General features: G+C 44.0%; 8 protein-coding genes. 3 read left to right on the top strand and 5 right to left on the bottom strand.

Going from position 1 to position 15,210, the window contains the following annotated elements; genetic code table 11:
• Positions 1-48: 48 nt before the first annotated feature.
• The 5 genes from F8N35_RS02670 to F8N35_RS02650 all read right to left on the bottom strand — a co-directional run bounded on the left by F8N35_RS02670 (position 49) and on the right by F8N35_RS02650 (position 8,768).
• Positions 49-2,838, bottom strand: coding sequence for a glycosyl hydrolase (locus tag F8N35_RS02670; protein ID WP_293049801.1), 2,790 nt, complete (start codon positions 2,836-2,838; stop codon positions 49-51).
• 121 nt (positions 2,839-2,959) lie between these two features.
• Complete coding sequence (locus F8N35_RS02665; protein ID WP_293049800.1) at positions 2,960-3,727, bottom strand: DUF4450 domain-containing protein; 768 nt, start codon at positions 3,725-3,727, stop codon at positions 2,960-2,962.
• Between the two features lie 2 nt (positions 3,728-3,729).
• Entirely contained in the window at positions 3,730-5,148 is a 1,419-nt protein-coding gene (locus F8N35_RS02660) for a glycosyl hydrolase family 28 protein (RefSeq protein ID WP_293049799.1), read from the bottom strand.
• A gap of 54 nt (positions 5,149-5,202) precedes the next feature.
• The gene (locus F8N35_RS02655; RefSeq protein ID WP_293049798.1) at positions 5,203-6,522 is read right to left on the bottom strand and encodes a rhamnogalacturonan acetylesterase; all 1,320 of its coding nucleotides are present in this window, start codon (positions 6,520-6,522) and stop codon (positions 5,203-5,205) included.
• A gap of 116 nt (positions 6,523-6,638) precedes the next feature.
• Positions 6,639-8,768, bottom strand: a complete 2,130-nt coding sequence (locus tag F8N35_RS02650) for a hypothetical protein (RefSeq protein ID WP_293049797.1) — start codon at positions 8,766-8,768, stop codon at positions 6,639-6,641.
• Between the two features lie 728 nt (positions 8,769-9,496).
• Between F8N35_RS02650 and era the strand changes: the two genes are divergently transcribed.
• The 3 genes from era (at position 9,497) to F8N35_RS02635 (ending at position 15,174) form a co-directional block, all read left to right on the top strand.
• Complete coding sequence (gene era / locus F8N35_RS02645) at positions 9,497-10,387, top strand: GTPase Era (protein ID WP_293049796.1); 891 nt, start codon at positions 9,497-9,499, stop codon at positions 10,385-10,387.
• A 311-nt stretch (positions 10,388-10,698) separates the two neighbouring features.
• Positions 10,699-12,918, top strand: coding sequence for a PKD domain-containing protein (locus F8N35_RS02640; protein WP_293049795.1), 2,220 nt, complete (start codon positions 10,699-10,701; stop codon positions 12,916-12,918).
• Positions 12,919-13,014: 96 nt separating this feature from the next.
• Positions 13,015-15,174 carry a PKD domain-containing protein gene (locus tag F8N35_RS02635; RefSeq protein WP_293049794.1) on the top strand — a complete coding sequence of 720 codons (2,160 nt, stop codon included), beginning with the start codon at positions 13,015-13,017 and terminating at the stop codon, positions 15,172-15,174.
• Positions 15,175-15,210 lie beyond the last annotated feature (36 nt).

The following is a 15,210-nucleotide window of genomic DNA, read 5'->3' as shown; positions in this document are numbered from 1 at the left end:
GCTTCCACCAATTACATTTTCTAATTTTCAAATTCCCAAATCTTCTAATCAGAATTTCTTCACTTTCAACGGAGTTAGCGTTACCGGGCCGAGTAGGCCGGAAGGAATAGTTCCCCAGTCGGCATAGGTTACCGGTTTGTAAAACAGATTCACCATGTTGATTTCATTGAAGATACGCCATTTCACACCGCGACGGTCGTAGTCGGCTATGCGGTTGGCCGGAAGATTGGTAACCTCCACCTCCAGCCTATTTTTACCTGGGTGAACCAGTTTGCCGACATTCGCAACAAAAGGCACTGCCCAAAGAGTTCCGGCATCCTGTCCGTTGATGCGAACACGCGCACTCTCGCGCACGTCGCCCAGATTCAACTGCCAATCGGCAGCAGCTGTTGCCGGCAGTTCAAATTCGGCACTGTAACAGGCAGTTCCTTTATTTATTTTCGCATTCGGTTCGTTCAACATCGTCCACGAACCCAGCGTATCGATAGCGAAAGTTCCGGAAATAGCCGGATCGCTTTCGGCAAATTGCAATGTCCAACCTTTCGAGACAGTGAGTGGTGTAGCCTGCGGCTCTGTGTATTGCCATGCAACTGCATCCACATTTTGTTTGTCAAATGTTTTCAGAATCACCGATTCGCCCGAATTCAGCTGCAAATAGACCTCTGTTTTTCCGTTTTGTTGACGCACTTTAGCTTTGCCCGAATTGCCGCTTATCGGATCGAACAGCATTGCCGATTCGGCTTTCACAGACAGAGGCACCCAACCGTCAACGCCCTTATTCTGCAACGAAGAGATAAAATAGTGATGGCCGGTCTCGTTCGACCTGCGAATACAGGAGAGTCCAAGGTCGGTGCGCATATTTTCTTTTTGCACTTTGCAAGCGGCAAGTGCAGCAGCATAATCGGGAGCAACAACGACCTTCCCTTTACCGAAAAGCATCACTGCCGTTTTAGTTACCGAAACAATCTTGGGCAAAGCCGACAAGGATTTACCCAGCAACACTTTTCTCTGTTTGAAATTGCTCAGACCTGGAACATCCTGCGGATAACCACCCACAAAAACGACTGTCGCACCCGCTTTGGCAAGCGACAAGAGATGAGCCATCACATCGTGGGGAATGGTCTTCACATCCGGCAGAAGAATGGCGTTGTAGTCCGCGCCTCCGACCGTACGCAGTTTTCCCTGATTTACAGTTGTACTCCGCACAAACTGATCGGAAATATAGTCGACGTCGTATCCGCTTTTGATAATGGTATGGATAGCCTCGATAAACTTCGGCGCCTTTTCGGCCATTTCATGAATGGTGAAGGCCTGATACGGTTTTTTCAGATCGGCTTTCCGCATGTCGTAAATGGGAAGGTAAACCAAAAAGTCGTTATCGGGTTTTCCCTCCTGCAAAAACGATTGACAGCGGGCGATATAGCTGAACAAAGGAGCTGCATCGCGCCAGATTGTGTTGGTCGGCGACATGTCGACAGCGGCATAAAATTTCCAGCCTGGCCAGGCTGCTTCTTTCGGGGAATAAGCCGTCCCATGAAAATAAACATGGTTCACACCAGCCACAAAAAAGAGGTCGAGATCGGGTTTGCACTGCGAAAGCGAAGTGCGAAAATGGTCGGTCAACCAGGTAAATGTTTCGGATGAGGTCAACGGTTTACCCGAAATATGTGCCGCCGAAGAGGCATATTTGAGCATGGAAATATCCGAATCATTCGTTTTACGAATAGAATCGACACGCAAACCTTTGATATGAAAATCGGAGATACCGAACGATTCACATTCTGGAATATCGACCGTTGCGTAGAGATCGATCAGGTTACCGGGCGAACCGTGAGCCTGATTGCGGGTGGTGCTACCGTGCGAGTGCGCCCAATCGGTCCATGTCTTGGTAAAATTTTCCTGCAACAGATCGGACAGCGTTTCGCGGTAGTCGGATACTACACGGGCAATAACATCCGCATTGCCCTGTCCTCTGAACTCCGGCAGGTACTCTTCGAGTTTATACCCGCGGCGAAGCTGAAACTGTTCGAACAGATCGGGAGTCCAATCGGCACTAAACACCTCGTAGGAGTCGTTGAAAAAAGAGTGCGGGTAGGCTGTATGACTCTGAGCAAATGCCCGATCAAAGCGCCCGAGATAGTTGGTCACTGCCTGTTTGGAGAAATGGTTCATTACCCATCCTTCACCTCCCGGCGCGGCTCGCTTCACTTTCTGCAAAGTTTTACCGACAAAAACCGCTACCAGATGCCATTCTCCCGCGGGAGCCTTCCATTGAAGCTTGCCTTCTTTATCAAGTTTGTTTGTCAAATCGATTTTCTTCCCGTCAGCGGAAAATGCCATCAATCGCGACAGCTTTGCCACGCCCTGTTGTTTTGTATCGTTTACCGTCACAGGCTCTTTCAACACATCGCCCGCCTGAAGTGTATAATCGTGAAAAACAACCTTGCAAGCTGCATCTTCCAACGTCACTTCCGGACTACCGAACGGCCAGCCGGTACCGGTATTCATATCGATTTTCATTCCCAGACGGGCAGCCTCGTTTTCGGTGTGGCTCAACATCTCCATCCATTTGGGCGAGAGATAGTTGATGTTATTGGCATCGTTGCCCTGCACTCCATAGATCGGGATAATCTCCAATCCACCCATCCCTTTGGCGGCATACTCCGACATGTTGTAGGTAAGGTTTGCCTTATCGACGGCACTTCCCAACCACCACCAACGCGCCCAGGGTTTGGCTTCCGCTTTCACGGCAGGCCACGAAGTGGTTTGAGCTGATATATTCAATGTTATTGCAAGCAAACAGATTGCAACAGGCCCGAGTTTATTGAGTTTATTCATTGAAGATTATACAATAGTTGATTAAGGTATTTATATCGTTTTGCATTTTATGACCTCTCCCCTAACCCCTCTCCCGAAGAGAGGGGAAAAATCTGCAATATGAACTGAATTTTCAAATCAATCAGTGGTCTTGCGGTTTTCCCGCTTTGGTCTCCTCAAACACACCAGGCAGACGATAGTAATTCACGTCGTAGTTGGAGGCCGGTTTGTAAAAACTACAATAGTAATTTTGCCCGTTTTTGATGGGGAACATTCCGCTCAGAATCTGCGCATCGGTTTTATGTCCGGAATGAAACAAATCCAGTGGTGAATTTTGTTTGTGCGCATCCGATAAAACGGCCGAAGTCTCTATCGGAAACATAGTGTAGAAGACAGAGAAATCGTGCAGTCCGCCTTTGGGATAGTAGAGAATGACTCCGCTTCGCTCCACCACAAACACATTGTTTTTGCAATCGGCAGGATTCAGTCCCGGCTGCACCTCCTGCTGAGTTTTACCACACGCCGCCCCGAAAGCCCAGAATAACGATAGGCTGTCCGGCAGATTTTCGCCGTTAACACGCATAATCACGCCGTCGGTCTGGTACAGCGGCAACACCTCGATCGCAAGTTTTCCTTTTTCCAGAAAGGTGCCGGTTAATGTGTATTTCAACCCTTTTCCTTCGGACTTGCACACCGACTTCAACGCACTGAGCCAGATACTTTGGCTCCCCTTCACCAAACCAAATCGGGCTGCCGAAGCTTTATCGAGCACATAAAAGGTAAATTCGGGGGCTTCTCCGACTGTAATCACCGATCCCTGGTTTTTGGGAGTAATCGTACGCGACTGTACCTGTGCCCCGGCAGTAAGCCAAAGAAGAGGAAGTAAAAAAACCGATACTATTTTCAACATTCTCATGGATTTACTTTTACATTTTCGTCGTTTGTGATCGTCAATCCTTTACCATCTTTCGTGTTAAACTTAACGTTTTTCAGCGTCCAGTTTTTGCCAAAATCGATATCTCCTGCCTTTTCCACATTAAAAGTACAATTTTCCAAAGTGAAATTATCAAGCGTCGACTTTGCAATTCCCACGGCAGTAATGCCGACCGGGGTATCATTTACCGTAACGTCCGAAATATGCACATCCCGGAAAGTCGGGATTCCTTTTTCGGCTGGCACCACTTCCAACATCTTATTCCAATGTTCGGGCAGCACCTTGCCTTCGTATGCGGCTGGCAATTTTGAGTAGCTGTATGACGGATTCCAATTGAGCGAAATAGCCAAAGCCGCCTTTGCATTGCGGGCATCGATATTATAAACCGCCACATCTTCCACCACACCACCACGGTTGTAGGCCGATTTCAGGCGAACAGCCGCCGAAGTGCCATTTGTTTTCAGGTTGTAAGCCACCACGTGACGAATACTACCGGCAGTCTCGCTACCGAATACCACCAGGCCACCACCCCGCGCCGACACGCAATCGTGAATGGAGACGTATTCGGTCGGACGGTTTACCCGTTGTCCGTCGGCATCGCGACCGGCTTTCAGGCAAATATTGTCGTCGTTGCAATCAATATCGCAATGAGCCACCTCAATCCGTTTAGAGGAATCGATATCGATACCGTCGGTGCTCGGTCCATGACCGCCAATATTGTTACGCACCAACACATTTTTCACCGTGCAATTTTCAGAATAAAGCAGCTGTACCGTCCAGAAACCGGCACGTTGAAACTGAATTCCGTCAATGGTCACGTTTTTGGAACTATCCACCACCAGCGTGCGGGGACGCTGACAATCGTAATCGACAATCCAACGCAACCCTCTGGCATCGTAATTCTTGCGCATCGCCCAGTACAAATCCCAGAAATATTTACCTTGTCCGTCTATTATTCCTTTGCCGGTAATGGCCACGTTTTCCTGATTTTTCACGTTGACCAATGCTGCCGGCCAGTTCATCTCAATGCCTGCCACCCGGGTACGGATGATAGGATAATCTTTAATATTTTGAGAACCTAACAAGGTTACACCTTGGTCAACCCGCAAGCAAACTCCTTTTTTCACAAAGATGGCTCCCGACAAATATCTTCCCGGCCTGAAAGCAACAATTCCACCGCCTTTGGCTGCACATAAGTCAATGGTCTTTTGAATGGCTTTGGTATTGAGTGTAATGCTGTCGCCAACTGCGCCGCAATTATTTACCCAATAGATTTTTTTCCCGTTTGGAACCGTTTTGGCGCCCACCTCTTTCAGCCACGCCGGATTTTTATCGATAGCAAATCCAACGCCAAAAGAAAAAACAAGCAGCAAGAGTCCGGAGAGTATTCGTTTCATAATTAATTCAATATTCTATTTTCAAATTTCCACATCTTCAAATTTTCAAATCGCTCAGTTTCCGTCCGGTTTTTCCACCGTCGTAAACGGGCTCAACGGAAACGAAACCGATTCGAAAGCATCGGGATGCGCAGGATCAAAACGTTCATTGTCTGGTCGCAGGTATTTGATGAAGTCAAGATTATTGGTAATGCAACCCTCCACAATACATTTGGAGAGTTCGTAACCACCATACGCGTTGAAATGGGTGTTGTCCGCAAGGTCGTTGGCCTGACCGGCAAAAGTACCAGCTTTGTAGTGCACAAAAGCTTTGACCGATTGTTCGGGTCCCCACGCTTCGTACAGAATCTTACTCATCGCATTCAGGTCGATTAGAGGCACATTGTTCTTTTTTGCCAGCTGACGGGCTGCCTCCGGATATTCACCCAGGGTATTGATTACCTTACCGTCGGCATCAAAATTGCGGCGGTGCATCGAAGTCACAATCACCGGAAAAGCTCCGCGCTTGCGAGCCTCATCGATATATTTTTGCAACGACTGTTGATAAGAGCCCCAGGGGCCAATTCCCTCGCCTTTCTGTTTCTGGTCGTTATGGCCAAATTCCATAAAGAGGAAATCACCCTTTTTTATTTTCGTCAGCAACTTTTCGAGACGACGGGCCGAGATAAAGGTATTGGCAGCTTCGCCCGATTCGGCATAATTTGCAATTGCGACTCCTTTTTTGAAGAACGACGGAAACATCTGGCCCCAACCGCACCACGGATCGTTGTCCTGATCGACTACCGTTGAATTTCCGCAAAGAAAAATAGTTGGCGCTGTCGTATTTGGCGTTATTTCTATGGAACTAACCGCTGCATTTCTATCGCAAAACTCCAAAGTCAGCTTATCATCCCAGTTCAGCTTTGCCTTTTCGCGCGGCTTTATTTTCACCGAAACCGAATCATTAATCCGCGCATTCCGAATATTAACGGTAAACGATTGTGTTGTTGTTTTCCCCTTCGCAGTAGCAATATGAGCCAACATCAACCGGCGCGACTCGGCTCTAACTGTTGTCAGAGAGGGCTCGTTGGTTCCACCTAAAACCAACTTTATATCATAATTACCCTCCGGTAATTTTACAGAGAAATAGAACGGTTTATCGCTTCGACAACCCGTAAGCTTCTTTTTGCCATTCGCTGCGGTAAATTCCTGCGGATGGGTTTCAAAGTCGAAACCATAACCCAATTCGTCGGAATATGCGGTCGATGCCGAAACAGCTTTTACTCCTTTCTTCGCTTTCGAGGTTCCAAAACTAAATTTCCATCCACTGCTTTGGGCAAAACTAAAGAGTGAGAAGCCGGCAAAAAGGATGCAACACAGAGAAAAACGTTTCATCTGATATAAGATTTAAACATGTACGATTAAAAATTGAAGGCAAAAACATGGATAATAAAAATGTGTTGGTTCAACTTCCATTTTCAAATTTCCACATTCTCAAATCTTCAAATTCTTTATGGCATCTTTTTCAAGCCTTCCCACAAAACGTTCCAGTTGCCGTCTTTCGGGAAGCCCGGATTATTGCCTTTGCTTCCGTCCCAACCGGCACACATCATAGCAACGGCAGTCAGCAAACCTCCGTTTCCGGGAAGATAGATGCGTAACCGTTCATCCTGATAGTTATGCCCGTTCACCAGATAGGTATTGGTCCGCTTATTCATCAACAGCGCACCCACAGCTTTTTCTCCATCACCCAAACGAGCTGCATCCATGGCCGTCATCGGGTAATCCCAGCCCCAGGTTTTGTCCCAGTTCCAGTTTTTCCATATCCAATTCAACGTATTTTTCATTATTGCCGGATTGACCAGGCGACTCTGCGGGAAAATACCCAGCGCGCCCAACACGGCCATGTGATCGGAGGTAAACCGGACGTCATGATAGGTCTCGGGAGCCGTTTCTGCAGCCAAATACAAACCGTCTTTCTGTGCCAAAGGCGACAATAGTTTCAGGATTTTGTTCCACTCTTTATTTTCGGGCAAACCGGCGCGTACTCTCCATTGTTGAGCCACGCTCAAAGCATAATACCAGTAAGCCAGTTCAAAAGGCGGATTGGTGGTTTCGGCAGCACGCAGGGTTTCCTGAGCCGGAATGGCGCCTTTGAGAACATAACGGTTCTTTGCCTTGTCGTAAGTAGCAAACGAGGCCATAAAATCAGCCGTCTCAAAAACCAGCTTTTTGTATTTATCGATTACTGCTTTCGAAGGATGGTCGCGATAAATCAGTTCGGCCATGTAGATAAAATGGGGTTGCTGCCAGATAAGAAAAGAACCGACTTTTGAAGGGGCTTCTATTGCCGAAGGATCCGTCATTTTCATCCAGCGAACGCCATTAAATCCTTGTCTTTCGGCAATTTTTTTGGCATTATCATATGCCACATTGTACCAGTCCATGCTCTTTTCAAGTAGGTCGATACGGTTCCACAATGCAAAATGGACGGCATGCCACCAATACATTTCGAGGTGAAATTTACCGAACCAACTGTTGTAGGTAAGCCCGGTTTCCTGAGGAGGGACATTACCGGCACACTGAATCGCCATCAGATATTGCGAGAGCACGACTCTTCTTTCAAGTTCTTTCGCCCGGGCATCTTTACACTGCGAAAAATCGGCAGCAGCTCCTTTGGTCCAAAAGTTATTCCAATACGATGCCGAAGCCTCTTGTGTTGCCGCAAAATCTTTCAAGCTCAATTGCGGTCTTTCCATCTTAAATGCACACGAAAATGAAAATTTATCACTGTTTTCGGGAGCCAACACATAGTAGTGACTTTTCGTTTCAGACAGAGAGGCGGCTCCCTGCCACTGAAGTTTTACGTAATATGTCGTTTCATCCAACCGGCAGCAAATAACCGCATAATCAGCTCCGGATTCCACAATAGAGGTTGAATACGCCTCTGGCTTCGACCAGTCACATGCGTCGTCAGTATGTTTGCCCGATGGATATGGAATACGTAAATTAAACTTAAGGTTTCCCGTCCGAATGAGAGAAGAATTAACTGACACGGCAATCATATCTTCGGCCGGATGACAAACTGTTCTAACCTCTACCGGCTTCCCAAATAATGAATAAGAGCTTTGCAATTCTCCTGTCCACAAATCAAGGGTTTGACTGACATTCGTAAAGTCAGAAATAGTTGCTTTTTGACCTTGTGCATTTTGTAATTCTAACCCCACAACACCCAGATGAAGACGATGCGGATTCTCGCGAAACCACTCGGAAGCCTCTTTCTGACGACCTTCCTTAAACTCCGTAGAATAAGGTTCGTTCCATCCGTGAAAATTATAATTTTTCAAAGTCTCTTCAAAACGGTAATTATTCGGATTGGAAAAGCTATGCCACCCCCATTGCGATTGAGTCCCAAGAGGAACACCATTTTTGTAAAGTTGCGGGAAGGTTTGAAGGCCGGACGCATCTGCCGTAAAAGCAAATGTACCATTACCAACTGAAAAAGAGGAAAGAGAATCAAACGAGTGAACAACCGGATTATTCCGTTCAACAAGAGCTTGTCTGTTTATTGCAGCGCAGAGACAACCGGGAATTATCCAAAGGGACAAGACTAAACATTTGGACGTCAGTGATAATTTCATGGGCATTTACATAATTTCAGGAAGTACAAAAGTAAAGATTAAGCTTGTGGCTAAAATGATTTTTTTGATATTTTGACTTTGCTTTTTGATACAAAATATACTCTTTTTGAAACTGTTTCAACTGAGTACGTGAGGTCATTCCTGTTTATTTGATTTAGACTTAACAATGCCCATAGAATTCAATACAAAAGCATAGTCAACCTGATTGACAGGTACGAATAAAAGTCGCGATTACTCAAAAGTATCGCCCCAAGATTATCTGCCAAAATCATGTGCAACGTTTCTTGCTGATCAAATTCCGAGTTATTTTAGAGCAAAAGCAATATATATAATTATTGTTTATTTGAGCATTATTTTTGCTAATTTTTATTTTTTTATTATGTCTATTTTTAATATAACACACTCCGTTATGCTTCTCATAACCGTTTATGTGATTTTTAATATATCGACAAATCATAGCAAAAACCCTTAAATAGACATTTTTTTAATATTATATGTAAATAAAAAGACGAATATAGCAAATAAAAACAACATTTTGTATATTATAATTAATTTACATCTATATTTCAACGTACACTTACATTAGTAATCAGGGCATTATATTTTATTCACTGTTTTAACATTTAGTTGTACAACATTTTGATTTCCTCAAAAAGACACTATATTTGCAACCCATTTCCTTTTTTAAAAAGGGAGTGTTTGAAACTTGTCATTTGAACCAAAAAATTATGCATAAAGCAGGCTTTGTAAACATTGTAGGTAACCCCAACGTAGGCAAATCAACATTAATGAACGCCTTGGTGGGAGAACGAATTTCGATCATTACCTCCAAAGCACAAACAACCCGTCATCGCATAATGGGAATTGTAAATGGCGAAGATTTTCAAATTGTATATTCTGACACCCCTGGTGTTTTAAAACCGCATTACAAACTACAAAAATCAATGCTGGGATTTTCCCAGTCAGCATTGACGGATGCTGATATACTGCTTTACGTCACAGACGTAATTGACTCGAGCGAAAAGAATGCTGATTTTATCGAGATGGTAAAGCAGCATGCAGGCGATTATAAGATCATTTTGGTAGTCAACAAAATCGACTTGGTAGACGAAGCAAAACTCGTCGAGATTGTTGACAGTTGGCATACTATTTTACCTGAGGCTGAAGTAATTCCTATTTCTGCTACTCAGAAGTTCAACATCGATCCGTTGTTAAAACGCATCAAAGAATTATTGCCAGATTCGCCTCCGTTTTTCGACAAAGACGCTTTAACGGACAGGCCGGAGCGCTTTTTTGTAACAGAAATAATCCGAGAGAAAATACTTCTGAACTACGACAAAGAAATTCCTTACTCTGTCGAAGTCGTAGTTGAACAATTTAAAGAGGAAGCCAAATTAATTCGTATCAACGCGGTGATTTATGCTGAAAGAGATTCGCAAAAGGGAATTCTGATTGGACATCAGGGAAAATCCCTTCGCAAAGTCGGCATGGAGGCTAGAAAAGATATCGAAGCTTTTTTTGGTAAGCAAGTATATCTTGAACTATTTATCAAAGTAGAAAAAGACTGGAGAAACCGCGAAACTAAATTACGGAATTTCGGATACCATATCTCCGATTGATCTTTTTCTTTCATCAACAACAACATCCTGAGGTACAGGATGTTCTTTCTCTGTCGATCTGACAATGTTGTGCCTGCTCACAACCACTTCCAGATCAATTTCAATCTAAAGAGGACTTTACACCAACTCTGAACGAGAGCGTTTATTCTGCTCCCTGTTTCGAGCCGTGTATGGTCTTGTAGGAATCATACACTCTTACGAGATCCGCACATTACACTTAATCAACTGTAAGGCTGTAATTTAACTCTATATAGATGAACAAATTTATTTGTTCCATTGTCATTGTTCTGTTGTGTTTCCTGAATCAAAATATGTTCGCAATTGCTAACAATTGCGACAATCTTAGTTTTGAGAGAGGAGATTTCACAAACTGGACAGGTAAGACCTGGCTCCATTTCTACACAGAAATTCTCAATCCGGCAACCGGCATTGAGCCGGGACGGCATACGATTATGTCGGACACTACAGCATACGACAACAATACCGGAGGAAAGCTAAAGATCGTACCTCCGGGACATACACATTCTGCTCGCCTCGGAGACGCCGTCAATGGTTGCTTATCAGAAAGTTTATCTTATACTTTGACTGTAGATTCTACAAATGCTCTTTTTATCTGGAAGTTTGCCGTAGTCTTACAGGATCCTTTACATGACCATCTGGCTGATGAACAACCGCGTTTCAAAATCACACTGGAAGATCAGGACGGAAATATCATATCGTCCTGCAGTCAGTATGACGTTAATGCGGCTGAACACATCCCCGGGTTTCAGAATTATTATCCTGACGGATTTTCACGCGACTCTGACAATGTAACGATGATTGTATGGAGAGACTGGACAACAGCTGCCGCAAATCTCATGCCTTTTTACGGAAAGAAAGTAACCCTCACTTTCACCTCTGAAGATTGCACCAAACAAGGACATTTTGGTTATGCCTACTTCGTGGCAGAATGTCACCCGATGCAGATATCCGTCAATTATTGTAAAGACGACACTGATGCCCGGCTTGAAGCTCCCGAAGGCTTCTCCGACTATGTATGGACACCCGGCAATATTAAAGGCCGGGTTCTCACGGTAAATAATGCCACACTTGGAAATCAATACAACTGTTCTTTCAACTCCGTTATGGGTTGTCAGGTTGAGCTTTCCGCCTCAATAGTAAGAACGACTCCCAATGCATCCTTTAAATGTTTATTGCTTGATGCTCAAAACAGGACTTACAAATTCATCAACACCTCTACTACTAGTAACGGAACGATCTCTGACTTTACCTGGAATTTTGGAGATGGCACCTCTTCCTTCGACCCAAATCCCACACATACATACACTTCTGCCGGGATACACCACATAACATTAGAAATTGTATCATCACCCTCCGGATGCAGGAGCAGCCAAAGCTTAGATATCGACGATAAACCAGCTGTTCCTCTCTCTATTAATGGCGATCCATCATTCTGTCACGGCCAAAACACAACCCTAACAGCCAATGGAAGAATCAGATACCACTGGAGCACCGGCGAAACAACCCAATCGATTCGCATATCCAAGAGCGGCTCATTCTTCGTCGTAGGCTGGAAAGAAAACGGATCCAAAGACACGGCATTCGTAAAAGTTAAAGAAAAAACATTGCCAACAGTTTCTATTACAGGATCAAAAATATTGTGTCGCGGCAACTCCACTATTCTAACAGCGAAAGGAGCTGACACTTACACATGGAACACAAACGAAACATCGCAATCAATAAATGTTTCTGCAGCAGGAATTTACTCTGTCACCGGAATTACAACCGAAGGATGCAAATCAGATGTAGTTTCCACAGAAGTGCTGCAAGAAAGCGAGTGGAAACCAGGCATAACCGGCGACTCATTGTTTTGCGCAAATGCGACTACCACTCTTACTGCCTCGGGAGCAGCAGCTTATCAATGGAACAATGGAAGCTCATCACAAACAATTACAATCAACACGGAAGGCACCTACATTGTTACCGGAACCAACAAAAACGGATGCAAGGCTCAAACTTCAATGCATGTTTCCAAAATTCCATTGCCGGAAGTTAACTTCAGACTAACACCGGATAAATTAGACCTGCGAAACCCGGTTATATCAGGCGACATTACCACAAAAGACGATATTAATTATGAATGGCTACTTGGGGATGGCACCGTTACCAACAGCTCCACATTTACACACAAATACAATGTATCGAATTCCGGCACAGGGTATACTATTACTCTAAATGCTGTCGACCAGTATGGTTGTGCTAATTCGTTCACAAAAAACATCGTACTCGACCTGAAAGTCCCCAATGTTTTCACTCCGAATAATGATGGGTACAATGATACCTTTATGCCGAACTACGACCTTCAGATCTACGATCGCAACGGAATTCTTATCTACAATGGCAATCAGGGGTGGAACGGGACTTACAAAGGAACGAAACTGGATCCTGATGCTTATTTCTACCTTTTACGATATATTGACACCAACAATATTGCACAAATCAAAAAAGGCTGTGTCATGTTGGTACGATAAACGTCATTTTACTGACAATAAAAAAGATATTTTCGTGTTGATTTGTCGAATCTAACAAAAAACTTAACTTTGTGCATCTATTTATATGCACGGTTCATGATTCTGCCAAAATCGACTAAGGGAAGCATCCTTTTTTTATTTTTATTTTTATCCAATTTTCTTTCTGCTACAAATCCAAACTTAAAAAACATTGGCTTTGAAAACGGATTTACAGGCTGGACAGGTAAAACTTGGATTTATTATACTTCAAACGGTGGTGTCAAAACGACTCCAACTGTAGTAACTCTCCCCAATGACCCCAGCATTGTCCTCATGTCAGACCAAACCGCCTACGACCTTTACACAAACAGCCAATTAAAAACCATTCCTTCTGGCTATAAATACAGTGCCCGACTTGGGTCTTACAAGAATGGAAGCCCTAATGGGAGAGATCAAAGTCTCGAATATACGCTTAATGTCAACCCTTCGAACGAATTACTTACCATCAAATTTGCAGTTGTGCTTGAAATGCCGAAACCAACACAATCGACACACACTGAAGAACAAATGCCGCGCTTCATCATTTCTATTTTAGACAAAACCGGAAAAGAAATTCCAAATTTTTGCAACAAATTTGACGAAAACACATTGACACTTGACAACATGCAACAAGTTACGCTACCCACAACACAACAAATTGTCAGATGGCGTGACTGGAAAGCAATATCTGCCAACCTAAAAGAGATGGAAGGACAAGACGTCACGATTAAATTTACCACAATGGATTGTACCCCGGGAGGACATTTCGGCTATGCATACATTGTAGTGGATTCACAGCCATTATATATTACTACAAAATTCTGTGGAAACAACGAAGATGCCACCCTGACAGCACCAGATGGATTCAAATCTTACACATGGAAACACAATGGCAATATAATCGGATCAAATTATGAATGTAAAGTTCCCAACGCCAAAGAAGGGGAAATATACTCCTGCATTTTCACAACCGAAGCCGGATGCAACGACAGCTTATCCACCACCATAAAAAGAATACAACCAATTGCCGACTTCAAATTCACAACAACAGGCTGCACAAACCAAACCAACACTGTCAAATTCACAAACAATTCGGTAGCGGACGCGCTTCATCCTTCCGACACCTCCGCAACCCTTTCATATCAATGGGATTTTGGAGATGGAAAGACTTCGGCTGCAGCCGATACTACCTATACCTTTTCCACATCCGGAATGCAAAAGATAAGCCTCAAAATTACCAGCTTTCCATCTACCTGCACGGCATCCAAAGATACGATGATTGAGATTTTTTATCCGCCATTAATCGGAATAAAAGGTGACACCACCTATTGTCCGAATCTTACGACAACCCTTAAAGGTTATGGCGCCGATCATTACAAATGGATTCAGATAGATGGTTCTATGACAGGCGCCCAAGACTCATTGCTGGTAGGAAGCCCCGGAGGAACAATAGAACTAATCGGCTACGCAAAAAACGAGGTTTGCAACACAAGAATACCACTCAAGATTACGGAAGAACCAATCTGGAATTTAGATGTATGTGGAGATCCCTTTTTCTGTACCGGAGACAGCACCACTCTTGTTGCATCAGGCGACGGAATAACCTATTTATGGAATTCACAAAAACCAAACAACCCGTCTATCACCATCAGCAAACCCGGCAAATATGAGGTCATTGCGACCAACAAGAGAGGGTGTCAGCTTTCGTGGTCTGATGATATTAAAGAGATACCGCTTCCATCCACATCTTTCAGCATTGACCCGGCAATTATCAACACCAAACACAATCAGGTGGTGTGTTCCATTACTCCGGAAAACGATGACATGACTTATGATTGGGACATGGGGGACAAAACTACTGAAAAGGGAGTTCTGTTTACTCACTATTATTCAGGGAATAGCGGGATTGGCAAGTACGATATTATGCTTACGGCCATCAACAATATTTATGGATGTAGAAGCCAAGCAAGCCAAAGTATCATCATGGAACCTTTTATCCCTAATGTATTTACGCCCAACGGAGATTCGCACAATGATTATTTCATGCCAAATTATGACCTTGAAATATTTGACCGGCATGGCATATTGTTATACAAAGGAAACAAGGACAGTGAAGGTTGGGATGGTAAATACAAAGGCATCAAGGTGGATCCTGACACTTATTTTTACGTGCTGCATTATGTCGATTACCAAAACCAGTTACGTACGGCTAAAGGTTTTGTAACCTTAGTCCGATAATAAAAATTTATTTTTTACACAACAACAAACAATAAT

It is taken from the genome of Paludibacter sp. (assembly GCF_009712605.1).
In the GTDB taxonomy this organism is placed as follows: Bacteria; Bacteroidota; Bacteroidia; order Bacteroidales; family Paludibacteraceae; genus Microbacter.
This window is presented reverse-complemented; position numbering and strand designations above follow the sequence as displayed.

What these genes read in the sequence shown, in the direction of transcription:
- F8N35_RS02670 (WP_293049801.1), bottom strand. Translation starts at nt 2,838, where the DNA reads ATGAATAAACTCAATAAACTCGGGCCTGTTGCAATCTGTTTGCTTGCA.
- F8N35_RS02665 (WP_293049800.1), bottom strand. Translation starts at nt 3,727, where the DNA reads ATGTTGAAAATAGTATCGGTTTTTTTACTTCCTCTTCTTTGGCTTACT.
- F8N35_RS02660 (WP_293049799.1), bottom strand. Translation starts at nt 5,148, where the DNA reads ATGAAACGAATACTCTCCGGACTCTTGCTGCTTGTTTTTTCTTTTGGC.
- F8N35_RS02655 (WP_293049798.1), bottom strand. Translation starts at nt 6,522, where the DNA reads ATGAAACGTTTTTCTCTGTGTTGCATCCTTTTTGCCGGCTTCTCACTC.
- F8N35_RS02650 (WP_293049797.1), bottom strand. Translation starts at nt 8,768, where the DNA reads ATGAAATTATCACTGACGTCCAAATGTTTAGTCTTGTCCCTTTGGATA.
- era (WP_293049796.1), top strand. Translation starts at nt 9,497, where the DNA reads ATGCATAAAGCAGGCTTTGTAAACATTGTAGGTAACCCCAACGTAGGC.
- F8N35_RS02640 (WP_293049795.1), top strand. Translation starts at nt 10,699, where the DNA reads ATGTTCGCAATTGCTAACAATTGCGACAATCTTAGTTTTGAGAGAGGA.
- F8N35_RS02635 (WP_293049794.1), top strand. Translation starts at nt 13,015, where the DNA reads ATGATTCTGCCAAAATCGACTAAGGGAAGCATCCTTTTTTTATTTTTA.